16 protein-coding genes and 6 pseudogenes are annotated in these 23,693 nt (G+C 63.8%); 7 read left to right on the plus strand and 15 right to left on the minus strand.

Features of this window, described 5'->3' with window-relative positions:
• Together BF95_RS08710 and egtD are read left to right on the plus strand one after the other, a co-directional pair.
• Positions 1 to 261, plus strand: a pseudogene (locus tag BF95_RS08710) (SUMF1/EgtB/PvdO family nonheme iron enzyme); the annotation flags it as partial.
• Positions 262 to 266: 5 nt separating this feature from the next.
• Positions 267 to 1,245: pseudogene (gene egtD / locus BF95_RS08715) on the plus strand (L-histidine N(alpha)-methyltransferase).
• A 122-nt stretch (positions 1,246 to 1,367) separates the two neighbouring features.
• Here egtD and BF95_RS08720 read toward each other — a convergent pair.
• The 4 genes and pseudogenes from BF95_RS08720 to typA all read right to left on the minus strand — a co-directional run bounded on the left by BF95_RS08720 (position 1,368) and on the right by typA (position 6,006).
• Positions 1,368 to 2,413: pseudogene (locus BF95_RS08720) on the minus strand (DUF1176 domain-containing protein).
• A 67-nt stretch (positions 2,414 to 2,480) separates the two neighbouring features.
• Positions 2,481 to 3,805: pseudogene (locus tag BF95_RS08725) on the minus strand (NupC/NupG family nucleoside CNT transporter).
• A 103-nt stretch (positions 3,806 to 3,908) separates the two neighbouring features.
• Positions 3,909 to 4,076, minus strand: a complete 168-nt coding sequence (locus BF95_RS28210; protein ID WP_200866920.1) for a hypothetical protein — start codon at positions 4,074 to 4,076, stop codon at positions 3,909 to 3,911.
• A 109-nt stretch (positions 4,077 to 4,185) separates the two neighbouring features.
• Positions 4,186 to 6,006 carry a translational GTPase TypA gene (gene typA / locus BF95_RS08730; RefSeq protein WP_043150894.1) on the minus strand — a complete coding sequence of 607 codons (1,821 nt, stop codon included), beginning with the start codon at positions 6,004 to 6,006 and terminating at the stop codon, positions 4,186 to 4,188.
• A 228-nt stretch (positions 6,007 to 6,234) separates the two neighbouring features.
• Between typA and BF95_RS08735 the strand changes: the two genes are divergently transcribed.
• From BF95_RS08735 to BF95_RS28215, 3 genes are all read left to right on the plus strand, one after another.
• Entirely contained in the window at positions 6,235 to 7,458 is a 1,224-nt protein-coding gene (locus BF95_RS08735; RefSeq protein WP_043150896.1) for a toxic anion resistance protein, read from the plus strand.
• Positions 7,459 to 7,561: 103 nt separating this feature from the next.
• Positions 7,562 to 8,272, plus strand: coding sequence for a hypothetical protein (locus tag BF95_RS08740; protein WP_043150897.1), 711 nt, complete (start codon positions 7,562 to 7,564; stop codon positions 8,270 to 8,272).
• Between the two features lie 18 nt (positions 8,273 to 8,290).
• Positions 8,291 to 8,446, plus strand: coding sequence for a hypothetical protein (locus BF95_RS28215; RefSeq protein WP_200866921.1), 156 nt, complete (start codon positions 8,291 to 8,293; stop codon positions 8,444 to 8,446).
• Here BF95_RS28215 and BF95_RS08745 read toward each other — a convergent pair.
• The 11 genes and pseudogenes from BF95_RS08745 to BF95_RS08795 form a co-directional block, all read right to left on the minus strand.
• A complete protein-coding gene (locus BF95_RS08745; protein ID WP_043150898.1) occupies positions 8,443 to 8,739 on the minus strand; it encodes a PilZ domain-containing protein in 297 nt (98 codons plus the stop codon). The genes BF95_RS28215 and BF95_RS08745 overlap by 4 nt on opposite strands.
• Positions 8,740 to 8,823: 84 nt before the next feature.
• A complete protein-coding gene (locus BF95_RS08750) occupies positions 8,824 to 9,546 on the minus strand; it encodes a class I SAM-dependent methyltransferase (protein ID WP_043150899.1) in 723 nt (240 codons plus the stop codon).
• The gene (gene prfB / locus BF95_RS08755) at positions 9,546 to 10,673 is read right to left on the minus strand and encodes a peptide chain release factor 2 (RefSeq protein WP_043150901.1); all 1,128 of its coding nucleotides are present in this window, start codon (positions 10,671 to 10,673) and stop codon (positions 9,546 to 9,548) included. Before prfB ends, BF95_RS08750 begins: the two co-directional genes overlap by 1 nt.
• 113 nt (positions 10,674 to 10,786) lie before the next feature.
• Positions 10,787 to 11,434, minus strand: coding sequence for a ribosome biogenesis GTP-binding protein YihA/YsxC (gene yihA, locus BF95_RS08760; RefSeq protein WP_043150902.1), 648 nt, complete (start codon positions 11,432 to 11,434; stop codon positions 10,787 to 10,789).
• Between the two features lie 135 nt (positions 11,435 to 11,569).
• Positions 11,570 to 13,272: pseudogene (gene yidC / locus BF95_RS08765) on the minus strand (membrane protein insertase YidC).
• A 33-nt stretch (positions 13,273 to 13,305) separates the two neighbouring features.
• Positions 13,306 to 13,518 carry a membrane protein insertion efficiency factor YidD gene (yidD, locus tag BF95_RS08770; RefSeq protein WP_043150905.1) on the minus strand — a complete coding sequence of 71 codons (213 nt, stop codon included), beginning with the start codon at positions 13,516 to 13,518 and terminating at the stop codon, positions 13,306 to 13,308.
• Positions 13,515 to 13,931 (minus strand): ribonuclease P protein component, encoded by a 417-nt coding sequence (rnpA, locus tag BF95_RS08775; RefSeq protein ID WP_043150906.1) that lies wholly within the window; start codon positions 13,929 to 13,931, stop codon positions 13,515 to 13,517. Before rnpA ends, yidD begins: the two co-directional genes overlap by 4 nt.
• A gap of 32 nt (positions 13,932 to 13,963) precedes the next feature.
• Complete coding sequence (rpmH, locus tag BF95_RS08780) at positions 13,964 to 14,098, minus strand: 50S ribosomal protein L34 (protein WP_006959075.1); 135 nt, start codon at positions 14,096 to 14,098, stop codon at positions 13,964 to 13,966.
• A 205-nt stretch (positions 14,099 to 14,303) separates the two neighbouring features.
• Complete coding sequence (locus tag BF95_RS08785; RefSeq protein WP_051519930.1) at positions 14,304 to 15,071, minus strand: DsbA family protein; 768 nt, start codon at positions 15,069 to 15,071, stop codon at positions 14,304 to 14,306.
• Between the two features lie 2 nt (positions 15,072 to 15,073).
• Entirely contained in the window at positions 15,074 to 16,423 is a 1,350-nt protein-coding gene (locus BF95_RS08790; RefSeq protein ID WP_152542626.1) for a M48 family metalloprotease, read from the minus strand.
• Between the two features lie 164 nt (positions 16,424 to 16,587).
• The gene (locus BF95_RS08795; RefSeq protein ID WP_043150908.1) at positions 16,588 to 19,287 is read right to left on the minus strand and encodes an Rne/Rng family ribonuclease; all 2,700 of its coding nucleotides are present in this window, start codon (positions 19,285 to 19,287) and stop codon (positions 16,588 to 16,590) included.
• 527 nt (positions 19,288 to 19,814) lie between these two features.
• Here BF95_RS08795 and BF95_RS08805 point away from each other — a divergent pair.
• Positions 19,815 to 21,095, plus strand: a complete 1,281-nt coding sequence (locus BF95_RS08805) for an N-acetylmuramoyl-L-alanine amidase (RefSeq protein ID WP_043150990.1) — start codon at positions 19,815 to 19,817, stop codon at positions 21,093 to 21,095.
• A gap of 61 nt (positions 21,096 to 21,156) precedes the next feature.
• A pseudogene (locus BF95_RS08810) lies at positions 21,157 to 23,692 on the plus strand (penicillin-binding protein 1A).
• Position 23,693: the final 1 nt, after the last annotated feature.

Below are 23,693 nucleotides of genomic sequence, written 5' to 3' on the forward strand. Positions count from 1 at the left end.
CCGATGCGACCGCATCGCTGACGCAGATGTTCGGGCGATGTGTGGGAATGGACCGGCAGCGCCTATCACGCCCCCATCCAGGTTCAAGGCAGCGCCGGCGCGATCGGCGAATATAATGGCAAGTTCATGTCGGGCCAGTTCGTGCTGAAGGGCGGCAGTTGCGCTACGCCGCGCGGGCATGTGCGGGCGAGCTACCGCAATTTCTTTTACCCCCATCAACGCTGGCAGTTCACCGGACTGCGCTTGGCGAAGGATCTGTAACGACCATGCTGCTGACAGACGACGCACCGACCGCAACCCAAGCGGTCGATCCAGCCTTTCGCCGCGACATCGTCGATGGCCTGTCTCGCCAGCCCAGCGACGCCACCCATCTGTCTATGACCGGCATGGGTCGGAATTGTTCGAGGCGATCACCGACCTGCCCGAATATTATCCCACACGCACCGAAACGGCGCTGCTGGAGCAGCATGGCCCGGACTTTTGCCGAGGGCATGGGGAGAAGGCCGCGCGGTCGTGGAGTTCGCGCGGGGCAGTTCGCGCAAGACCCCGCATCTGCTGCGCGCCATCGCGCCGGGGGCCTATGTGCCGATCGACATCAGTGGCGATTTCCTGCGGGCGAGCAGCGCGACCCTGGCGCAGGCTTTCCCCAATCTGCCGGTGATCCCGCTGGAAGGCGATTTCAACCAGCCGCTGACGTTGCCCCAAAAGCGATCGGGGGCGATGCCCCCGGCTTGGCTTTTTTCCCCCGGATCGACCATCGGCAATATGGAGCCGGACGCGGCGGTCGATCTGCTGCGCGCGATGCGCCGTGTGCTGGACGATGCGTCGGTCGCCGATGGCGCGATGCTGCTGATCGGGATGGACCGGATCAAGGATCAAGACCGGCTGATCGCCGCCTATGACGATGCTGCGGGCGTGACAGCGGCGTTCAACCTCAACCTGATTACGCGGATCAACCGCGAGTTGGAAGGCGACCTGCCCATTGATGGCTTCGCCCACCGCGCGCGTTGGAACGATGCCAAGGCGCGGGTCGAGATGCATCTGGAAGCGGTGCGGCCGCTGCACTTCCATGTTGCGGGCCAAGCGTTCCGCATGGCGCGGGGCGAGACGATTCACACGGAAAGCAGCCATAAATATGGCGTTCGCGACGGGCGGCTGTTGCTGCGGTCGGGCGGTTGGGAGCCGGTGCGGGAGTGGACCGACGCCGATGGACTGTTTTCGCTGATTCTGGCGCGGGCGGGGTAGTGGTCGGCCTGGCGGGCGAAAAAGATCGCATATTTGGTAGCAAAGAGAAAAGACTTCGACAGGCTCAGCCCGGACGGATGTAGGATTGATGCGTCGGGTAGAGTTTTAGCGAGGAAACTGTCTCAATCGGCAACCTGGGCCGTCCAGGTCGGAATCCAGTGCCATACCCCCCGACATTCGCCCATGCTGGTAGCTTCGACCAGGCGGAAACGGGTGCCGTCCCAGACATAGGCTTCGCTGCCGCCACAATCGCCAATGCCGCGCCCTTTGGCGAAACTGTCGAGGCGGGATTTTTCAGGCGTCCAGCCGACATTGACCAGGGTGGGATGCGTGTCATCGCCAAGCCAGCCGGGCGCAGCGTCGAAGGGAGCGAAGCGGAAGCTACGGCGACCGGCTATGCCGCTGGCGATGACCGGAACCGAGGTGGCGTTATAGGCACCTGATCCGCAGGGGACGAGAACCAGCGTTTCGGTCTTGCTGAGGCGATGCAACTGCGGGCTTTGGTCGCTGCGTATCTCCCCAGTGCATCGGGTAAAGGTCAGAAGTTTGGCCAGTTCCTCACGCCAGAGGGGTGCTGGCGCTGCGCCGTTCGGCACGGGTGCGCGGCGGATGCGTGGGGCGGCAGGCGCGGGCTTGACCGCAGCCGGACCCAAAGGGCCAGTTGCGACCAGGGCGGTCATGGTGCCCGCCCTACCCTGGCGCGCATCCATATAGCGCAGCGCCGCGGCCGATCCGGCGAGCGAGGGCGTGCCCCATGATTTGCTGCCGGCGCGGACTGTCATCGTCGATCCGCGTGCCATCGCAATGGCGAGGGCTGCGGCCTGTGGTCCCCGAACCTTTGCTTCGCCATCGCTTGCGCGGGCCGTCGCGATCGTGCGCCATCAATCTGGAAGCTGACATCGGTCAGGCCCCTGCCTTCCCGGCTGATCCAGATTTCGGCGGAAGCCTCCGGTCCGGCATCGCGCGCAACGCCGATCATCAGCGGGACGTCCGGCCAGTCGGCCCGTTCGGGCATCAGCGCGACCGCTTCGCATCGGTTGCGATTGTCGCAGCCGATGGTCCAGTCCTTGTAGGTTTCAAGCGACCCCGGCTTTGGTGCCTGCGCCAGAACAGGCGGTGATGCCAACAGGGCCGTCAGCGCTGCCGCGAAAACTGTCTTTGCTTCCATGGGTTAACCATAACCGACTTGCGGACTCGGCGGTAGTATTTTCGTTACGATAGCAAAAGGACCGGCATCAGCGCAGACTGAGCATCAGTCCGGCGAGCGCCGCGCTCATGAGGTTGGCGAGACTGCCTGCGACGAGCGCTTTCAGCCCCAACCGTGCAATCATCGGTCGTTGGTTGGGGGCCAGGTTGCCAGTCACCGCCATCTGGATCGCGATCGAACTGAAATTGGCGAAGCCGCACAGCGCGAAGGTGACGATGGCGATCGTCGCGGGCGACAAGGCGTCCTGCACCTGTCCAAGGTTGATATAGGCGACGAATTCGTTGAGCACGACCTTCGTTCCGAACAGGCCGCCAGCCACCTGTGCTTCTTCCCAAGGGATGTTGAGCAGATACATGATCGGCGAGAAGACATAGCCAAGCAGCATCTGGAAGCTGAGATCGGGATAGCCGAACCAGCCACCGATACCGCCCAATATGCCGTTGGCGAGCGCGACCAACGCGACGAAGGCCAGCACCATCGCACCGACCGCGACGGCGAGCTTCACCCCGGTCTGCGCGCCCTGGGCGGCGGCCATGATGAGGTTGGCGGGTTTTTCTTCGTCATGGCTGGCGACGGGCATGGGTTCACCCGGCGTACCTTCGGGCAGCAGCGCGGCCGGGCCGACGCCGCTGATCCGCATTTCGGGCAAGGGGACGTCGGGCGTGTCGCCCAGTGGCAATTCGCCCTGCACCGGCACATGCGGGTCGGGCATCATGATCTTGGCCATCAATAGCCCACCAGGCGCGGCCATGAAGCTGGCGGCGAGCAGATAGTCGATGCGGATACCCATGGACGCATAGGCAGCAAGGATGGTGCCTGCGACCCCGGCCATGCCGCTGGTCATCACGGTGAAGAGTTGCGAGGGGGTGAGCGCGGCCAGATAGGGGCGGATCACCAGCGGACTTTCGCTTTGTCCCACGAAGATATTGGCCGCCGCGCAGAGGCTTTCGACCTTCGACACGCCCGTCACCGCCTCGATCGCGCCGCCGACCCAACGGACGATGAATTGCATCACGCCCAGATAATAGAGGATCGACACCAGGCTGGCGAAGAAGATGATGACTGGCAACGCGGCGATGGCGAAGCTGGCACCGCCGATTTCGGGGCTGGCAAGCGGGCCGAAGATGAAATCGGTCCCCGCCTGCGCATAGCCCAGCAGGTTTGACACCCCCTTCGACATGCCAGCGATGATCGTGCGCCCGGCGGGCACATAGAGCACCAACAGCGCGATCCCCGCCTGCAACAGGAACGCCGCGCCGACGACGCGCGGTTGATAGCGCGGCGATCGGACGAGAGGGCGAGAGCAACGGCGAGAATGAGCAGGATGCCGGCAAGGCCGATGAGAAGATGCATGAGGCGCTTTCGGCAGGTGGAGGATGGTCGGGGCGACTATATGAGCGGGGCAGCGGCATGGCCAGCCGCTTTGCCAGGCAACGCGATCAGGGGAACTGCGCGCCTATTTGGCCTTGCTGGCGTCCTGCTTCGCCTTGTGCGCGGCCAGCAGCGCGTCGATTTCGACGATGCGCAAGCGTTGGGGGGTATCCTTGGCCAGCCCCTTGAGGCGGCATTCGGCCCAGAGGGCGCGGCGTTCGGCGGTCAGCGCCTTGAGGTAGAGGTCGGCCATATGGGATTCCTTTCAATAGGAAAAGGGCGGGAGCGCTGTAACGCCCCTGCCCCTCCACCATCGGCTTTGCCGATGGTCCCCCTCCCCGAGCTTGCTCGGGGAGGATTGATCAGGCCGCCTTCGAGCGGCTCATGCGCTTGCGCTCGTTCGGGTCGAGCCAGCGCTTGCGCAGACGGATGGTCTTGGGCGTGACTTCGACGAGCTCATCATCGTCGATATAGGCGATGGCCTGTTCCAGCGTCAGCTTCCATGGCGGGGTCAAACGAACGGCGTCGTCCTTGCCGCTGGCACGGAAGTTGGTCAGCGCCTTCGACTTCATCGGGTTGACTTCGAGGTCATCGGGCTTGGCGTTCTGGCCGATGATCATGCCTTCATACAGCGCTTCGCCCACGCCGACCATCAGGATGCCGCGTTCTTCGAGCGGACCCAGCGCATAGGCATTGGCTTCGCCCGACCCGTTGGAGATGAGGACGCCATTCTTGCGGCCTTCGATCGTGCCCTTGTGCGGGCCGTATTTCTCAAACAGGCGGTTCATGATGCCGGTGCCGCGCGTGTCGGACAGGAATTCGCCATGATAGCCGATCAGGCCGCGCGAAGGCGCGGAGAAGGTGATGCGGGTCTTGCCACCGCCCGAGGGACGCATGTCGGTCATCTCGGCCTTGCGCAGGTTCATCTTCTCGACGACCGTGCCGGAAAATTCATCATCGACGTCGATCATGACGGTTTCATACGGCTCGGTCTTGTTGCCGTCCTCGTCGGTGCCGAACAGCACGCGCGGGCGGCTGATCGACAGTTCGAAGCCTTCGCGGCGCATCGTTTCGATGAGCACGCCCAGCTGCAATTCGCCGCGACCCGCGACTTCGAAGCTGTCCTTGTCGGCGCTCTCGGTCACTTTGACTGCGACGTTCGATTCGGCTTCGCGGGCGAGGCGATCGCGGATCATGCGGCTGGTGACCTTGGTGCCTTCACGGCCGGCCATCGGCGAATCGTTGACGGCAAAGCGCATCGAGAGCGTTGGCGGATCGATCGGCTGCGCCTGGATCGGTTCGGTCACCGAAATGTCGCAGATGGTGTTGGCAACGGTCGCGACGGCAAGCCCCGCGAGCGAGATGATGTCGCCAGCCTTGGCTTCATCGACGGGCACGCGATCGAGACCCTGGAAGGACATGATCTTCGACGCACGACCGGTTTCGATGACCTTGCCGTCCATGTCGAGTGCGTGGATCGCCTGGTTCACCTTGACCGAACCGCTGGTCACGCGGCCGGTGAGGATGCGGCCGAGGAAATTGTCGCGGTCGAGCAGCGTCACCAGGAAGGTGAAGGGCACGCCGTCGACTTCCACGGCGGGCGCGGGCACGTGATCGACGATCTTCTGGAACATCGGACGCAGTGTGCCCTCACGACGGGTCGGGTCTTCGCTGGCATAGCCGTTGCGGCCCGAGGCGTAGAGGACGGGGAAGTCGAGCTGTTCGTCGGTGGCTTCAAGGCTCACGAACAGGTCGAACACTTCGTCCAGCACTTCCTGGATACGTTCGTCGGGGCGATCGACCTTGTTGACGACGACGATGGGCTTCAAACCCAGCGCCAGCGCCTTGCCGGTCACGAACTTCGTCTGCGGCATCGCGCCTTCGGACGAATCGACCAGCAGGATCACGCCATCGACCATCGAGAGAATGCGTTCGACTTCGCCGCCGAAATCGGCGTGGCCCGGTGTATCGACGATATTGATGCGAGTGCCTTCCCACTCGACCGAGGTCGGCTTGGCGAGGATGGTGATGCCGCGCTCTTTTTCAAGATCGTTGCTGTCCATCGCGCGCTCTTCGATGCGCTGATTCTCGCGGAAGGTGCCGGACTGGCGGAAAAGCTGGTCGACGAGGGTGGTTTTGCCGTGATCGACGTGCGCGATGATGGCGATATTACGCAGGGACATGTCTTGCCTTCGGGATATGTGTTGGCCCACGCCGACACAAGGTCACGCAGAGGCTTCGGCCGCGCCCCTACAGGAAATGACGCGTTGCGGCAAGAGCGGGGCAGTAGCCAAGCCAACGGGCCGGTGCCTTCGCGCTTCCCATCGTGGGGCGCGGCCCCTATCATTACGACGACGATTGCGCCTTGAAGCGCAGGTGTTCTATATCAATATAACACCCAAGGAGATAGCATGGCTACCACTGCGCCCACCGCGACCCAGACCGCGACTGCCGATATGTTGAACCTGACTGCGCCCGATCCGGTGCCCGTCGTCGCGGCCGACAAGGCGGCGGGGCTGGTGCCGATCGACGAGGCGAAGAAGTCGAAGCTGGACGAGAAGGTCGATGCCTTCATCGACGATCTGGTGGCGCAGGATGCCAACAGCCCGGAATTCGGGGTGCGGGTCGACCAGCTGACCAATATGGGACGCAAGGAAATCGCCGAGGCGGCGGGGCATAGCAATCGCTTCCTCGACCGGCCCGTGCGCGCAATGGACAGCGACACCAAGGTCGGCGCGGACCTCGCCGAACTGCGCCGCACGGTCGAGGATCTGGACCCCGGCAAGCGCGGCAATCTGCTCGCGCCCAAGAAGCTGTTCGGCATCATCCCGTTTGGCAACAAGATGCGCGACTATTTCGACGGCTATAAAAGCGCGCAGGGGCATATCAACGCGATCCTGGGGTCGCTGGCCAGCGGCAAGGACACGCTGATCAAGGATAATGCCGCGATCGACGTCGAGCGGCAGAATATGTGGCAGACCATGGGTCGGCTGGAACAGATGATCCATATCAGCAAGACGATGGATGCGCGGCTGGAGGCCAAGGCGCTGGAGCTGGATTCGAACGATCCGGCCAAGGCCAAGGCGATCCGCGAAAGCGCGCTCTTCTACATCCGCCAGCGGACGCAGGATCTGCTGACCCAGATGGCGGTGACGGTGCAGGGCTATCTCGCGCTCGATCTGGTGAAGAAGAATAATATCGAATTGGTCAAGGGCGTGGACCGCGCCAGCACGACCACGGTCGCGGCCCTGCGGACGGCGGTGACGGTGGCGCAGGCGCTGGCCGGGCAGCGGCTGGTACTGGAACAGATCAGCGCGCTCAACACCACGACCGCCAACATGATCGATCGCACCGGCGAATTGCTGAAAAGCCAGACCGCACAGATCCACGAACAGGCCGCGTCCAGCACGATCCCGATCGAAACGCTGCAACGGGCGTTCCAGAATATCTATGACACGATGGACAATATCGACGCATTCAAGATGAAGGCGCTGGAGAATATGAAAACGACGGTGACCACGCTGTCGGGCGAGGTGGAGAAGTCCAAGGGCTATATCGCGCGGGCGCAGGGCCAGGCCGAGGCAGCGCGCGACGTGCGGGTGGACAATTCGCTGTTGAGCGCGATCGAGGGGTGAGGATGATCCGCCTCCGTCTCCATTCGCTTCGAGCGTGTCGAGAAGCGGCTCGTGCAATGCCTGTGTTTCTCGACTTCGCTCGAAACGAACGGAGGTTGCCGCTATGAGCCGGTCCGATCGCGTCTTAGCCGATGCCGAAGCCGTGCTGCGCCGCCATAGCGAGCGCGGGCAGAGCCTGACTGCGCGGGCGCGGCAGCGGCGCAATGCGGGGCTGATGCGCAAGGTCAAATATGCGTTCTGGGCTGTGCTGGCGGTGGTGCTGGGCAGCGCGGTCGCGGGATTCGTGCTGCCGCTTGGCATAACGGGCGTCATGATCGCGTTGGGCGTGATGATCGCTGCGCTGCTGCTGATCGCCCTGTTGCCGACGGAAACACGGGTCAAGTCCGAAGCGCTGGCGCAGACACCGCTCACCGCCCTGCCCCTCCAGACCGAAATCTGGCTGGAGAATCAGCGCAAGGCATTGCCTGCGCCCGCCATCACGCTGGTTGACAGTATCGGCGTCAAGCTGGAGACGCTGGCACCGCAGTTGGAACGGCTCGACCCGCAAGACCCGGCCGCGCAGGATGTGCGTCGCTTGCTGGCCGACCATCTGCCCGAGCTTGTGACCGGCTATCAATCCATCCCCCAGCCGATGCGGCGCGCAGAGCGAAACGGGCGGGTGCCCGAACAGCAGTTGGTCGACGGGCTAGGCGTGATCGACGCGGAAATCGCGCGGATGAGCGAACAGTTGGCGAGTGGCGACCTCAACAAGCTGGCGACGCAGAACCGGTTTCTGGAACTGAAATATCAGGAGGCGAAGGAATTGGGGGCGTAAGGCCCCTGTCCTTCCCCCATGATCCACCTTACCCTTATCATCGTCGATTTTCTGACGGGCCTGATCGCGGCCGGGGCATGGGCACTGGCATCGGCGGGTGGCGCGATCGCGGCGGTGGTCGCTAGTGGGGTGTTGGGGGTATCTTTGTTCCGGCGTTGGCGGCGAAGGGGCTAGTCCCCGCGCACCACGCGATCGACGGTGAGCTGCGGCAGGGGCAGGTCGAAATGGATGCCGAAGCGTTTGGCGCGCACCCACATGACCCGGGCCGCGACACCCAATGTGCTGGCTTCGATCAGGACATGGTCGCCCACGCATGGCGGGCTGTCGCAATGCGCCAGCGCGCCGGTTGCCGACAAGTCGAGCAAATGCGCCCGTACCGCGTGCCCTTGGATACGCAGCAGAACAGGTTCAAACAATTTGAGCCGCGTCGCACGACGCGCCGCGCCGAGATGATGATTTTCCAGCAATCCTATGCCTCCCGGTGGGGGACACAACCAAAGCATCGGCCATCCGTTCCCTCGCAATCAGCGTCAGGAGAGCATTAACCCTCTTTACCCCTCATTGAGGGCGCAGGGGACGATGCTCGCCGGATCGGGGCGCGCGGCAATACGGCGGAAACGGGCGAAATAACCACCCGCAGTTGGCTTGGGAATCAATTCTTCCATGCGGAACCCCATGGCCGCCAGTTCGCAGGCGAGCAGGCGGGGCGGTGTCCCATGCTGGTCGGTCGGCCGATTGGCATCAACGACGATCAGTTCGCCATCGTTTTTGAGCGCCGGAGACAGGTGCCACAGGAAGGCATAGGGCTCGGCGATCTCATGATACATATGCACCATGAAGATGCGGTCGAAGCTGTTTTCGGGCAGGCGCGGATCTTCGGGCGCGCCGAGTTTGACGCTGACATTATCCCATTTTTCGCGGGTGATACGGCGCGACAGCGCCTCGATCACTTCAGGCATGATGTCTTCGGCCAACACGCGGCCTTCCGCCCCCACGCGCGCCGCGAGGCGCACGGTATAATAGCCCTCCCCGGCGCCAATGTCGGCTACGGTCATGCCGGGGCGGATGCCCGCCCGGTCCATGATATCGTCCGCCTCATGCACGCGGTCGCGCGCTTCCTCGCTGGACCAGCGGGTCGAAACGATCGGCGCAACCGGCCGATCGGCCTGGGGAAAGGGTTGGGCGGCGGCGGCCCGCTTGGTCCCGTCGCCCGGCGACAGCATGTCGCAGGCGGCCAGCAGGACGGAAATGCCCACCAGCGCCAGGCGCATCATCAGTCGACATCCTCCACATCGACCGTCTCGCCTGTCACCTTTTGCGACAAAGCGGCAGCCATGAAGGGATCGAGCGCGCCGTCCAGAACATCGTCGGGCGCGGTCGATGTGACCCCGGTGCGCAGATCCTTCACCAGCTGATAGGGTTGCAGGACATAGGAACGGATCTGATGACCCCAGCCAATTTCCGTCTTGGCCGCATATTCACCCGCCGTGACGGCTTCGCGCTTGGCCAGTTCAGCCTCGTAAAGGCGCGCCTTGAGCATGTTCATCGCGGTGGCGCGGTTCTTGTGCTGCGACCGGTCATTTTGCGACGCGACGATGATGCCCGACGGGACGTGGGTGATGCGGACGGCCGAATCGGTGGTGTTGACGTGCTGACCACCTGCGCCCGATGCGCGATAGGTGTCGATCTTGAGGTCGCTTTCCTTGACCTCGATATCGATATCGTCGTCGATCACCGGATAGACCCACACCGACGAGAAACTGGTGTGGCGGCGCGCGGCGCTGTCATAAGGGCTGATGCGGACCAGGCGGTGGACGCCGCTTTCGGTCTTGGCATAGCCATAGGCATTTTCGCCCTTGATCAGGAAGGTCGCGGACTTGATGCCCGCCTGATCGCCGGCCTGATAATCGACCAGTTCGACCTTATAGCCGCGCCGTTCCGCCCAGCGGCGATACATGCGCGAGAGGATTTCGGCCCAGTCCTGGCTTTCGGTGCCGCCAGCGCCGGCGTGAATTTCGAGATAGGTGTCGCTGGCGTCGGCTTCGCCCGCCAACAAGGCCTTGATCTTGTCCACATCGGCGCGGTCGGCCAGCGCCTTTAGCGAGGCGATGGCTTCGCTCACCATATCCTCATCACCCTCGGCCTCGGCCATTTCGATGAGTTCGGCATTGTCGGACTTTTCAGAAGCGATCGCGCGGGTCGCGCCGATCGCGCTGTCCAGCCGGGTGCGTTCGCGCATGACTTCCTGCGCCAGCTTCGCATTGTCCCACAGCGTCGGATCTTCGACGCGGGCGTTCAACTCGTCAAGGCGGCGCAACGCGCGGTCCCAGTCGAGGAAGCGGCGCAACAGGTCCAGCGCGGCGTCGATACGATCGATATATTGCTGCGCTTCGGCGCGCATAGTCTCATCTCCAAGTGACGGCGGCCCGGCCGACGCTGCACGCTCCTTAGCGCGTCGCGGCGGGCTTGTCGAAGCGCGCTTCCTTCCCGATGCCGGGCCGGTTCGTCAAGCACTTAGCCCTGGGTCACGCTCTCCAGCACGGCGGCGCGCAATTCGGGGATGCCCATGCCCTTTTCCGCCGACGTCGCGATGATGTCAGGATGGGCGGCGGGACGCTTGCGGATCGCGGCGGCCGTATCGACGAACACCTGTTCCAGTTCGCTCGCCTTGATCTTGTCCGCCTTGGTCAGGATGATGCGGTAGCTAACCGCAGCACCATCGAGCATGTCGAGCATGTCGGTATCGACCTCCTTGATGCCGTGACGGCTGTCGATCAGGACCAGGGTGCGCTTGAGCGCGGCGCGACCACGCAGATAGTCGTTCACCAGGAACTTCCATTTGCGCACCACGTCCTTGGGTGCCTTGGCATAGCCATAGCCCGGCATGTCGACAAGGCGGAAGCGCAGCGGTTCGCCGACGTCGAAGAAGTTGAGTTCCTGGGTGCGGCCCGGCGTATTCGATGTGCGCGCCAATGTGTTGCGGTTGGTCAGCGCGTTGAGCAACGAGGATTTGCCGACATTGGAGCGGCCCGCAAAAGCGACTTCGTTCACCGCCATGTCGGGTAGGAATTCCAGGGCAGGCGCGGATTTGAGGAAGGCGATCGGGCCGGAAAAGACCTTGCGCGCTTCTTCGATGATGTCGGCGTTATCCATATCAGTCATCTTTCATTCCTCCCCCGCAAGGGGAGGGGGACCGGCGAAGCCGGTGGAGGGATGTCCCGCTATCGAGAGGGCGACACCCCTCCGTCTGGCCTGCGGCCAGCCACCTCCCCTGCCAGGGGAGGATGGGCGTCATGGTCACTTCGCGACTGCCACGCTCAGCGCGGGGTGGCGTTTGTAGAGCCACCATTGTTGCGCCATCGACAGACAGTTGTTGGTGATCCAGTAGACCAGCAGGCCTGCCGCGAAGGGGGCCATGATGAACATCATCATCCAGGGCATGATCGAGAAGATCTGCTGCTGCATCGGGTCCATCTGGGCCGGGTTGAGCTTGAACTGCAACCACATCGAAATGCCGAGCAGCACCGCCAGCACTCCGATCGCCAGGAAGGACGGCGGGGTGAAGGGCAGCAGGCCGAACAGGTTGAGGATGTGCAGCGGATCAGGCGCGGACAGATCCTTGATCCACAGCACGAAGGGCTGGTGCCGCATTTCGATCGTCAGCATCAGCACCTTGTAGAGGGCGAAGAAGATCGGGATCTGAATGAAGATGGGCAGGCAGCCCGCGAGCGGGTTGACCTTCTCCGTCTTGTAGAGCGCCATCATCTCCTGCTGGAGCTTGGGCTTGTCGTCCTTATACTTCTCTTGCAGCAGCTTCATCTTGGGCTGCACCGCGCGCATCGCGGCCATGCTGGCGAACTGACGCTGGGCGACGGGGAACATCAGCGCCCGGACCACGAAGGTCAGGCAGATGATGGCGACGCCGAAATTGCCGAGCGTTTCGAACAGCCAGTGGAGCAGCGCGAAGATCGGCTGTTCGAACCAATAGAACCAGCCCCAGTCGATCGCACGGTCGAACAGCTTCACGCCATCGCGCTCATAGGCCTGGAGCGTTTTGACTTCCTTGGCCCCGACGAACAGGCGCTGGGTCTGCGTGACGGCCTTGCCGGGCGCGAGCATGGTCGAGCCGAGCGCGACATCGGCCTGATATTGGGTGCCAGCCCCTTTACGGAACTGGCCCGCGAAATCGGCATCCTTGCCCGGCACGAGCGCGGAGAGCCAATATTTGTCGGTAAAGCCGATCCAGCCACCCTTCGACTGGAACTCGCGGGTCGAGGGGCCTTCGTCGAGATCGCTATAGTTGACGTCGTAATTGGCAGCGTTGTTGAACACGCCCATCGGCCCGATATGGATGGTCCAGGTGTCGGGATCCTTGGGCACGCCGGTGCGGCTGATATAGCCATAGGCTTCACGCCAACCGTGCCGGCACCGCTGTTCGACACTTTCTGCGCGGCGGTGATCATGTAATTTTCATCGACCGACAGACGGATTTCGAAAAGCTGGCCCGCACCATTGTTCCACGTCAGGGTGACGGGGCTGGTGGGCGTCAGCGCGCTACCCTGGGCGGTCCAGACCGTATCCTTGTTCGGGGTCTTGAGCCCCTCCCCCTGCCAGCCGAAGCCAGCGAAATAGGCATCCTGCGTTCCGGCCGGGCTGTAGAGACGGACGTCGGCGGAATCCTTGGCGATCGTTTCCTTGTAGGTCGGCAACACGATGTCATCGATGCGCGCGCCCTTGAGGTTGATCGAGCCAACCAGCTTGGGCGTGCGGATGGGGACGCGCGGGCCTTCCTTCAGCACGACGGCGCGGTCGCGAATCGCGGCGGGGCTGTCGGCGGCCGGGTCCGCAGCGGGGTTGGCGACCGGGGTGGTCTTGCCCCCTTCGATCCGGGTGACCGGCGGATTGGCGGTCGGAAAGAAATAGCCCGATACATAGGGCCAGCCAAACAGGATCGCTGCGGTCAGCAAAACCGCGAGAATGATATTCTTCTTGTCGTCCACGCTATTCGGCTCCGCCGTCTCTTGTGTCTTGGGTCAAGGAACCGGGTCATAGCCCGACCCGCCCCATGGGTGGCATCGCATTAGCCGCTTGCCCGCCAGCCAGCTACCCTTGATCGCGCCATATTTGCGGATCGCGAGAATCGCATATTCCGAGCAGGAGGGCGCGAAGCGGCAGGAGGGCGGCAGGATGCGCGACGGGCCAAGTTGCCAGGCGCGCGCGATCAGGATGAGCAGGCGGCCGATCACGGGACTTTGCCCCGGTCGCCGCCCTCGCCCCCGCCCTTGCCCCGGCCATGCCCCGCCCGCGCGCCATGGCGCGGCGGGCTGTCACCCGCTTCCGGGGCGCGCGCGATCTTGCCCAGCGCCTTTTGCAATTCGGTACGCAGCAGGGTGAAATCGCGCTCGATCCCGCCATCGCGGCCGATCAGCACATGGTCTGCTCCAGCAAAGCCATGGAGCGGCAATAATTCGCGCGCGAGAACGCGAAAGCGGCGCTTCATCCGGTTACGGATGACGGCGCCGCCCACTTTTTTCGTGACCGTGATGCCGAATCGCATCGCCGGATCGCCATCGGCACGGTCGCGCACCAGCAGGACGAAGCCCGGCATCGGTGCGCGCTTGCCGCGATTGGCCGCCAGAAAATCGGCCCGCCTGCCCATAATGGCAGGCGCGGTCGACGGCGGCCGCTCGATCAGGCGCTCAGGCTCTTGCGACCGCGCGCACGACGGGCGCGGATGATGTTGCGGCCGCCGGGGGTCGCCATGCGGGCGCGATAACCGTGACGGCGCTTCCGAACCAGATTGCTCGGCTGAAAAGTGCGCTTCATCGTTCATTCCTCAAAAAACAACTAGAGAATCGGGCGTGACAAAAAAGGGCCGCCAAAGCAGCGGCCGCAAGTCAGGGTGCGTCCGATAGGCAAAGGAGGGGTGGAAGTCAATGGTGGAGCTTGGTGCCGGTTACCGTTCGGTTCGAGCTTGTCGAGAACTCTGGCGCCAGAGTTCTCGACAAGCTCGAACCGAACGGAGACACGATTATTTCCCGCGCGCGGCTGCGACGCCGTTCTTGAGCGCGTCATAGCCGACCGCACCGTTCAGCACCTGGCCGCCGATCACGAAGGTCGGCGTGCCGCTCGCCTGCAGTTTCTGGGCAAGCGCGATGTTGGACTGGATTTCGGCGTCATATTTGCTCGATGCGATGGCGGCTTCGGCGTCGGCCTTGCTGATCTCCGCCTTGCCCGCTGCATTGATGATGCTGTCACGCGTCACCCGGCCCGCGCCATACAGCGCCTTATGATAAGCCATATATTGGCCGCGTTCGGCGGCGAGCAGCGAGACCTTGGCCGCGTCGCTGCTTTCTTCCGACAGGATGGGGAGTTCGCGATAGACGACCTTCACCTTGGGGTCGGCGGCGACCAGTTTGGCAAGGTCGGGCAGCGAGGCACGGCAATAGCCGCAGGCATAGTCGAAAAATTCGACCACGGTGACGTCGGCATTGGCCGCACCTTCCCACGCCCCGGCATAGGGTTTTTCAAGCGCGGCGCGGTTGTCGGTGATGGTGGTCGACATCCGGTTGGCCTGCAATTTTTCGATCGCCTGCGGAATGATTTCGGGATGGTCGAGAATATAGTCGTGGACGATCTTTTCGATCGCTGCCTTATCCGTAGCGGCAACGGTCGCGGGTGCCTGCACAGCGAGCGCGGTGCCGGCGGCCGCCGCGATAAAGGCAAAAGCGCCAAGGGTCATCTGGATCGTCCTGTTGGAAAGGGCCGCGCGAAAGCTGGGCCGGGGCTGGTCTGTCATCTTTATCTTTTCTTCCGCTGCTGCTCGATCACCGCGCGCGAGGTCATGGCGATATCCTGCGCCCGCAGATAGTCAACCGTGCCCTGCTGCAACCCCTGCATCGCCGCGTCGGCGCTGCGCAGCGCCATGGGATGCTGGCCCATCATCGCATAGCGTTCCGCCGTCGCCAGCGCAGCGCGCGGCGTATCACCACGGCGGGCATAGACCACGCCCAGCTGATACCAGGCGAAGGGATTTTCCCGGTCGCGCGCCACCGCAATGCGGAGCACATCTTCGGCTTCGGCGAAATTGGCTTCATCTTCCGTCGCGATCAGCGCATGGGCGAGCAGGACGGAGATAAGCGGCTGGTTGGTGAGCTTCACCGCTTCGCGCAAGGGGCCTACCGCGTCCTTTGGACGACCGCTTTCAAGCAATATCTGGCCCTTGAGCTCCAGAAAATAGGGGTCGTTCGGCGCAGCGGCGAGCAGCGCATCGGCCTCGTACAAGGCGCGCTGTGGGTAGGCGCTTTTGTGCCAGGCATAGGCCCTGGCATAATGGGCCGGGATCGACTGGTCGCTTTCGGGATATTTGATCAATGTCTGCGTCGGTTCGGACACGAAGCCGACCAGCTTGGCCTTGATCCGTTCGAACCGGGCTTCAAGCTGCGGGTCGATCGGCTTGTCCCAGGCGGGATCGACGGTATAGACTTCGCGCAGCACATTGATGCGCTCGCCCGACAGCGGATGGGTGCGGCCGTAGCTATTGTCCTGCGGAATCGCGAGGCGATATTCCTGATTTTGCAGCTTCTTGAAGAATTCCAGGCTGCCTTTGCCACTGACACCCGCAGCGCTCAGATAGCGGGCGCCCGCCAGATCGGCCGAGCTTTCCTGCCCGCGCGAAAAGGCCAGAAACTTGCTCATCGCCGCCTGCTGGCCAAGGCCCATGATGCCCAACCCTGCTTCCGCGCCGCCCGCCGCGATCGCGGCCGCGCCCAGCACGAGGCTAAGCAGCGTCACGCCAGTGGCTTCGCGCATGCCTTCGCCGAAGCGGACGATATGCCCGCCCTCGATATGGCCCAGTTCGTGCGCGACCACGCCCTGCACCTGGTTCACATTGTCCGCCTGCGCGATCAGTCCGCTATGCACCCAGACATATTGGCCGCCCGCGACGAAGGCGTTAATTTCGGGGTCGTTGATGACCATGATCTCGACATTGCGCGGCTGCATGCCTGCCGCCTTGACCAACGGAGCGGACATATCCGCCATGAAGGCTTCGGTTTCGGCATCGCGCAATATGCTTTGCGCCAACGCGGGACGCGCGACGCTGGCAAGGGCCAAGGCCGCGAGCGCGACGAGTTTCAACCGGCCCCGCATCAGCAGTGACCGTGGCATGTGGGAGAGCAGACCATCACCGCCGCGCGGTGCCATGGTCGCCCTGAACGGCGCGTGAAGCGGGGCGAAATGAAAAGCGCCGCTGCGCTCCGGTCGGGACCGGCAGGGCAGCGGCGCTTGTTCATGGCTGTGGCGTCCCGTCCGGCTTATTGGCCGAAAGTGCGCTGCCACCAGCCGCGACGGGGCGTACCGTCTTCATTCTGGCCGTCTTCATTCTGGCCGCCTTCATTCTGGCCGTTGTCCCCATCGCCTGCAGCGGCGACGGGTTCGGCAGCGGGTGCCGGTTCGGCCGGCGTCGACTCGACAGGCGCAGGCGTTTCAACTGCGGCATCGGGTGCCGCATCCTGCGCGACGGTGTCCGCCTTCTTACGGCGGGTGCGCTTGGGCTTGGCCGGCGCTTCCTCGGCAGCAGGGGCCTCGACGGCGGCAGCCGCTTCGATCTGCGCTTTGGTGCGGCGGGTGCGCTTGGGCTTAGCCGGGGCTTCGGCTTCGACAGGCGCTTCCTCGGCAACAGCCGGTTCGGCCGGTGCTGCGACGGTCTCCGCAACCGCTTCGACCTCAGCCTTGGGCTTGCGGGCGCGCGGGCGACGGCGGGTCTTGGGGGCTTCCTCTGCGGCAACCTCCTCGACGGGCGCTGCCTCGACCGGCGCATCTTCCGCAACCGGCTCGGCATCGGCCGATTCGGTGGCTTCCGCGCTCACCGCTTCTTCACCGCCTTCGCGACGGCGACGACCGCCACGACGACCGCGACGACCGCGACGACGTGCGCCGCCTTCCTCTTCGTTGCCGTCATTGGCTTCGACGGGCTCGGCTTCGGCTTCACCCTCTGCGTCGGCATCGGCTTCGCTATCGCTATCGACAGCATTTTCGTCCTCGGCAGCGCCTTCGGTCTGGCCATCTTCGCGCGATCCACCACGACGGCGACGACGGCGGCGGCGGCGGCGGCCGCCGTCGCGATCCTCACCCCGATCCGCGCGATCGGTCGCTTCAGCCGGGGTTTCGGCTTCCTCGGCCTCTTCTTCCTCGACTTCGGCTTCTTCCTCGTCCTCGACAACATCGAAATCATCTTCGTCTTCGGGAAGCGGGGCGTAGCTTACGACGCGCTCGGGCCGCGGGCCGCTCGCCTCGACCGACATGCGCGCACCTTCGACTTCGCCATCGGGCAGGATTTCGATCCGCACGCCATAGCGCTGCTCGATCTCGTCCAGTTCGCGACGCTTGTTGTTAAGAACGTAGAAGGCCGCTTCCTGGCTGGCACGCAGCGTGATGCAATTGCCGCGACCACGGGCCGCTTCCTCTTCCAACATGCGCAGCGCCGACAGGCCTGCCGACGAGGCGGTGCGGACAAGGCCAGTGCCTTCGCAATGCGGGCATTGGCGGGTCGAGGCTTCCAACACGCCGGTGCGCAGACGCTGGCGGCTCATTTCCATGAGGCCGAAGCCCGAAATGCGGCCGACCTGGATGCGGGCGCGATCGTCGCGCAGCGCTTCCTTCATCGCCTTCTCGACCTTACGGATGTTGGAGTTATTCTCCATATCGATAAAGTCGATGACGACGAGGCCCGCCATGTCGCGCAGGCGCAACTGGCGCGCAATTTCGCGCGCGGCTTCCAGGTTGGTGGCGACGGCGGTCTGTTCGATGCCATGTTCGCGGGTCGAGCGGCCCGAGTTGATGTCGATCGACACCAAAGCTTCGGTCGGGTTGATGACCAGATAGCCGCCCGATTTCAGCTGGACGACTGGATTATACATGGCGGCCAACTGATCTTCGACGCTGGCGCGCTGGAACAGCGAAACAGGGTCGGCATATTGCTTCACCCGGCGCACATGGCTCGGCATCAGCAGGCGCATGAAGTCCTTGGCGGCGCGATAGCCTTCCTCGCCTTCGACGATGACTTCCTCGATATCCTTATTGTAGATATCGCGGATCGCCCGCTTGATGAGGTCGCTGTCATTGTGGATCAGTTCAGGCGCAGCGGCCTGCAGCGTCTTTTCGCGGATCTCGTCCCACAGGCGGGCAAGGTAATCGAAGTCGCGCTTGATTTCCGGCTTGGTGCGCTGAAGTCCGGCGGTGCGGACGATGCAGCCCATGGACGACGGCAGTGCCATTTCGGCGATGATCGTCTTCAACCGCTTGCGATCGGCCGCGTTGCTGATCTTGCGCGAAATACCGCCGCCATGGCTGGTGTTCGGCATCAGCACGCAATAGCGGCCGGCCAGCGACAAATAGGTGGTCAGGGCCGCGCCCTTGTTGCCGCGTTCTTCCTTGACGACCTGGACCAGCAGCACCTGACGGCGCTTGATGACGTCCTGAATCTTGTAACGGCGGCGCAGCGCCATGCGCTTGCGGCGCAGTTCTTCGGCAGCGTCATCGCCGGGCTTGCCGCGACGGCCCCGGTTCGGGCGACCGCCTTCGGACGCCTCGCCCTCAGCGGCGTCACCCTCGGGTGCGCTGTCTTCATCATCGTCATGATGATGGGTCGCCTCGACGATCTCGACGCCCTCGCCATCCTCGTCCTCATCGTCGAAGTCGGCGCGCAGCGCGGCCTCTTCTTCGGCATGCTCACGCTCTTCGCGCAGCAGGGCTTCGCGATCTTCGCGCGGGATCTGGTAATAGTCGGGGTGGATTTCGCTGAAAGCGAGAAAGCCGTGGCGGTTGCCGCCATAATCGACAAACGCTGCCTGGAGCGAGGGTTCGACCCGCGTCACCTTGGCCAGATAGATATTGCCCTTGAGCTGCTTGTGCTCGGAGGATTCGAAGTCGAATTCTTCGATCCGGTTACCTTTGACGACCGCGACACGGGTTTCTTCCCGGTGGCGCGCGTCGATCAGCATACGCATTGTCATTTATGATTCTCCGGCGATGGCGGTCGACGGCGCTGGGCCGGGCCACCATGCGATAGTGAAGGGACGGCCGCCTGCGCGCCGGTGAGGGCGCGGATGTCGGCATCGTCCGGGTTAGATGGAAAAATTGCGCGTCTGCTGCGTCGGCAGGGCCGGACATGGCACCGGGCCGAACCAACCACGCCGCGACGCCCGTTGCCGGGGTCAGCGTGGATGGAAATTCATGCCTCATGCAGCGTCAACCTGTTCATAACATCGGCGCGGCGGCGCGGATCGCGCCAACCAGCCGTCTTCTTGGGCCTGCGCTGCGCCGTATCGAAACGGCGGACATTGCAGGAATGTGAATGGGTAGCAGCCAAAGCGGTAGGGAGCAACGGTTGCGGGAAATATTATGTCGTGGAACCAGCCCGCCAGCCGCCTTCTGCCTCACCATGGTGAAAATCGCGTTAACCTTGTCATTTTACCGGGCCACAAGACGTCAATGCTTAATCGGATGTTTAGCGTGGGGACGCTGGACGGATATGAGCAGCATGAAATTTGGCTGGACGGCTGACCGGGCGGCGTTGCACAAGCGGCGCATGTCCCTGAGCTTTGCCCTGGCGAGTATGATCGCCCTGTCGGCTCCCGGTATCGCCGGTGGTATTGCCGGTGTGATCGTGCAGGATGATCGGGTCGTCGTCCGCTTCGACGATCGGGTGAACGGCGCGTCGGCCTTCCTGCTGGATACGCCGCGTCGGATCGCGCTGGATATCGACGGCGCGCAGGTGGGACGCAACCAGTTCGCCCCCGGCGGCAGCGCGGTTGCGGCCGTGCGGCAGGGCCAGTTGAACGACGACACCGCCCGCGTGGTGCTCGACCTCGTCGGCCCTGCCACGGTGGGTCAGCCACAGATCGCGGCAGACGGCAAATCTTTGAGCTTCGCGCTTCAGGGCGTGACCGATAGCCGCTTCCGCAGCGAAGTCGGCAGGGGCCGGATGCGGTTCGGCGCGCCTGCCGCCATGGCGGCGCGCCCGCAAAAGCGCCTCCATTCGATCACCGTACCCATCCCGCCATCGGCGCGGGGCGTCGCCCTGCCCCCGGTCGAAGGATCGCGCGATGGCGCGCGACCGCTGGTGGTGATCGATGCGGGTCATGGCGGTCATGATCCGGGTGCCGTCAACAAGGAACAGGGCAAGCGCGAGAAGGATGTGACGCTGGCGATCGCACAGGCGATCCGTGATCAGCTCGTTAAATCGGGCCGGGTGCGCGTGGCACTGACGCGCGACGATGACAAATATCTGATCCTGCAGGAACGCTATGGCATTGCGCGCAAGCTGGGCGCGGACCTGTTCATCTCCATCCACGCCGACGCGGCGGAGAATACGCAAGCGCAGGGCGCGACCGTCTATACCCTGTCGGAAACCGCATCCGACCGCGAGGCGGCACGACTGGCGGCGCGGGAAAACAAGGCCGACATCCTCAACGGCGTCAATCTGGGCGGACAGTCGGGCGATGTCTCCTCGATCCTCATCGACCTGACCCAGCGCGAATCGCTCAACATTTCGGCCAGCTTCGCCCGACTGCTCCAGCGCGAAGCAGCGCCCTATGTGCCGTTCCGCAGCAGCTATCACCGCTTTGCGTCGCTAATGGTGCTCAAGGCCCCGGACACGCCATCGATCCTGTTCGAGACCGGCTATATCAGCAATGCCGACGACGCGGCGTTTCTATCATCGCGCGAGGGCCAGTCGCAGATCGCGCGCGGTGTGGCCCGCGCGATCGAGGTCCATTTCGCCCGCAAGCTGGCGATGCGCGGCGGGACGGCGGGTGGGTAAGACCATCGCGCGTCGATCCATACTGGCGTTGCCCGCGATTTGACCCTAGAGCCTCGTACCCATGGAAGAGGCCAGCCCCGATACCGCCCCGTCATCCTTTGCCTATCGCCTGCGCCGCGACGCCAGTGGCGTGACGGACGTGTTGCGTAGCCTGTGGCAGCGCCGCCTGGTCCGCTGGGGCGCGATAGTGCTCGGCGCGTTTCTGACCGCCTGCCTGTTATTCTGGCTGATCTTCGCACGCGGTCTGCCCGATGCGGCGACGCTGCTGGAATATGAGCCGCCGCTGCCGACCATCGTGCGCGACATTAATGGCCAGCCGGTCCACAGCTATGCCCGCGAACGGCGCGTCCAGCTGCAATATAGCGATTATCCGCCGCTGCTGATCCGCGCCTATCTGGCGGCGGAAGACAAGACCTTCTTCGAACATCATGGCGTCGATATTCCGGGCTTTGCGGGCGCGGTGGTCGATTATGCGAGCAAGCTCGGCTCCGGCCAGCGCGCGCGCGGCGGTTCGACGATCACCCAGCAGGTCGCCAAGAATCTGCTGATCGGCGATGAATATTCGCCCACGCGCAAGGTGAAGGAGATGATCCTCGCCTACCGCATGGAAAATGTCCTGAGCAAGCAGCAGATCCTGGAACTCTATTTCAATCAGATCTTCCTTGGCCGGAACGCTTACGGCGTGCAGGCGGCGGCGCGCGCCTATTTCAACAAGGATGTCGCCGACCTCGCCCTGCATGAAATGGCGTATCTGTCGATCCTGCCCAAGGGTCCGGCCAATTATCGCCCCGAGAGCGAAAGCGGCATGGCGCGCGCGCTCGACCGGCGCAATTGGGCGCTGGGCGAGATGGTGAAAAGCGGCTGGATCACGCCTGCGCAACGCGATGCGGCGGCGGCGCTGCCGCTGGGTACCGTCGCCACGCATAGTTCGAGCTTTGATGCGCGCGCGGGCGGCTATTATATGGAGGAAGTGCGTCGCCGCCTGATCGGCCTGTTCGGCGAGAAGGCGGAGGATGGCCCCAACAGCGTCTATGCCGGTGGCCTGTGGGTACGCAGCCCCTATGATCCAGTGGTACAGGACAGCACCGCCAGCGCCCTGCGCAACGGCCTGCTGCGCTTCGATGCCGGGCGGGGCTGGTCCGGGCCGGTAGCCAAGATCAAGATCGACAATGGCTGGGAACGCGAATTGGCGGCGAGCTATATCGACGTCGATTATGCCGAATGGCGCGTCGCCGTCATCATCAGTCGCACGTCGTCGGAAGCGCAGATCGGCTTTGCCGACGGCAGCACCGGCACGTTGCCCGCCGCCCAAGCGCAAATGGCTTATCGCAAGAGCGGTGGCCCCGCCTTTTCCGCGATGAAGCCCGGCGACCTGATCGTGGTGGCGCGTAACGGTGCCAACTGGGCGCTGCGCAACATTCCCGAAGTGTCGGGCGGCATGGTCGTGGAAGAAGTTCATTCGGGTCGTATTCGCGCGATGCAGGGCGGGTTCGACGCGCGCCTCTCTTCCTACAACCGCGCGACGCAGGCAATGCGCCAGCCCGGATCTACGATCAAACCCTTCGTCTATGCCGCCGCGCTGGACAGCGGAATGACCCCCGCCTCCATCATCGTCGATGGCCCCTTATGCGTCTATCAGGGCGCGGGCTGGGGCAAAAATGCTTCCGCAACTTTTCGGGCGGCAGCGCCGGGCCGCAGACGATGCGCTGGGGCGTGGAGCAATCGCGCAACCTGATGACCGTGCGCGCCGCAAGCCAGACCGGCATGGAAAAGGTCGTGCGCACCATCAAGGGGATGGGGATCGGCGATTATCAGCCTATCTCTCCTTCGCGCTCGGCGCGGGCGACACGACGGTGGAGAAAATGGTCAACGCCTATGCCGCACTCGCCAATCAGGGTCGGCAATTCCCGTCCAAGGTCATGGATTATGTGCAGGACCGGCGGGGCAAGGTGATCTGGCCCGAGCGCTGGCGGCCGTGCGACGGGTGCAACATGGCGAACTGGGACGGCAAGCCGATGCCGCGCTTCGGCATGGAGGGCAAGCAGGTGATGAACCCCATGACGGCCTACCAGGTCGTCCACATCACTGAAGGCGTGGTCCAGCGTGGCACCGCGACGGTGCTGGCGGATTTGAAGCGCCCGCTATTTGGGAAGACCGGCACCACCAACGGCCCGACCAATGTGTGGTTCGTCGGCGGATCGCCAGACCTCGTCGCGGGGGTCTATATCGGCTATGATCAGCCGCGCAGCTTGGGCGGTTGGGCGCAGGGCGGCCGCATCGCCGCGCCGATCTGGAAAGCGGCGATGGCCCCGATCTTGGAGACGATGCCCAAGACGCCCTTCGTGGCACCGGCGGGCATCCGCATGGTGCCTATCGACCGGCGGTCGGGCAAGCGCGTCTATGGCGCCTGGCCGACCAGCGAGCCGAAAGCCGCCGTCATCTGGGAAGCCTTCAAGCCCGAATCGGAACCGCGCCGCACCATCCGCAAGGAAGAGGCCGAGGCGCAGGCCAAGGTCGCCGCTGCCAAGGCCGCGTCCAGCCAGCGCCGCCACCGGACCGACAGCGACTTTTTGCAGGATCAAGGCGGGATTTACTAAG

The organism is Sphingobium sp. Ant17, assembly GCF_000588875.1.
GTDB lineage: Bacteria > Pseudomonadota > Alphaproteobacteria > Sphingomonadales > Sphingomonadaceae > Sphingobium.

Coding starts and splice junctions, on each gene's coding strand:
- BF95_RS28210 (WP_200866920.1), bottom strand. CDS start 4,076: ATGGCCGACCTCTACCTCAAGGCGCTGACCGCCGAACGCCGCGCCCTC.
- typA (WP_043150894.1), bottom strand. CDS start 6,006: ATGTCCCTGCGTAATATCGCCATCATCGCGCACGTCGATCACGGCAAA.
- BF95_RS08735 (WP_043150896.1), top strand. CDS start 6,235: ATGGCTACCACTGCGCCCACCGCGACCCAGACCGCGACTGCCGATATG.
- BF95_RS08740 (WP_043150897.1), top strand. CDS start 7,562: ATGAGCCGGTCCGATCGCGTCTTAGCCGATGCCGAAGCCGTGCTGCGC.
- BF95_RS28215 (WP_200866921.1), top strand. CDS start 8,291: ATGATCCACCTTACCCTTATCATCGTCGATTTTCTGACGGGCCTGATC.
- BF95_RS08750 (WP_043150899.1), bottom strand. CDS start 9,546: ATGATGCGCCTGGCGCTGGTGGGCATTTCCGTCCTGCTGGCCGCCTGC.
- prfB (WP_043150901.1), bottom strand. CDS start 10,673: ATGCGCGCCGAAGCGCAGCAATATATCGATCGTATCGACGCCGCGCTG.
- yihA (WP_043150902.1), bottom strand. CDS start 11,434: ATGACTGATATGGATAACGCCGACATCATCGAAGAAGCGCGCAAGGTC.
- rnpA (WP_043150906.1), bottom strand. CDS start 13,931: ATGGGCAGGCGGGCCGATTTTCTGGCGGCCAATCGCGGCAAGCGCGCA.
- rpmH (WP_006959075.1), bottom strand. CDS start 14,098: ATGAAGCGCACTTTTCAGCCGAGCAATCTGGTTCGGAAGCGCCGTCAC.
- BF95_RS08785 (WP_051519930.1), bottom strand. CDS start 15,071: ATGACAGACCAGCCCCGGCCCAGCTTTCGCGCGGCCCTTTCCAACAGG.
- BF95_RS08790 (WP_152542626.1), bottom strand. CDS start 16,423: ATGCGGGGCCGGTTGAAACTCGTCGCGCTCGCGGCCTTGGCCCTTGCC.
- BF95_RS08795 (WP_043150908.1), bottom strand. CDS start 19,287: ATGACAATGCGTATGCTGATCGACGCGCGCCACCGGGAAGAAACCCGT.
- BF95_RS08805 (WP_043150990.1), top strand. CDS start 19,815: ATGAAATTTGGCTGGACGGCTGACCGGGCGGCGTTGCACAAGCGGCGC.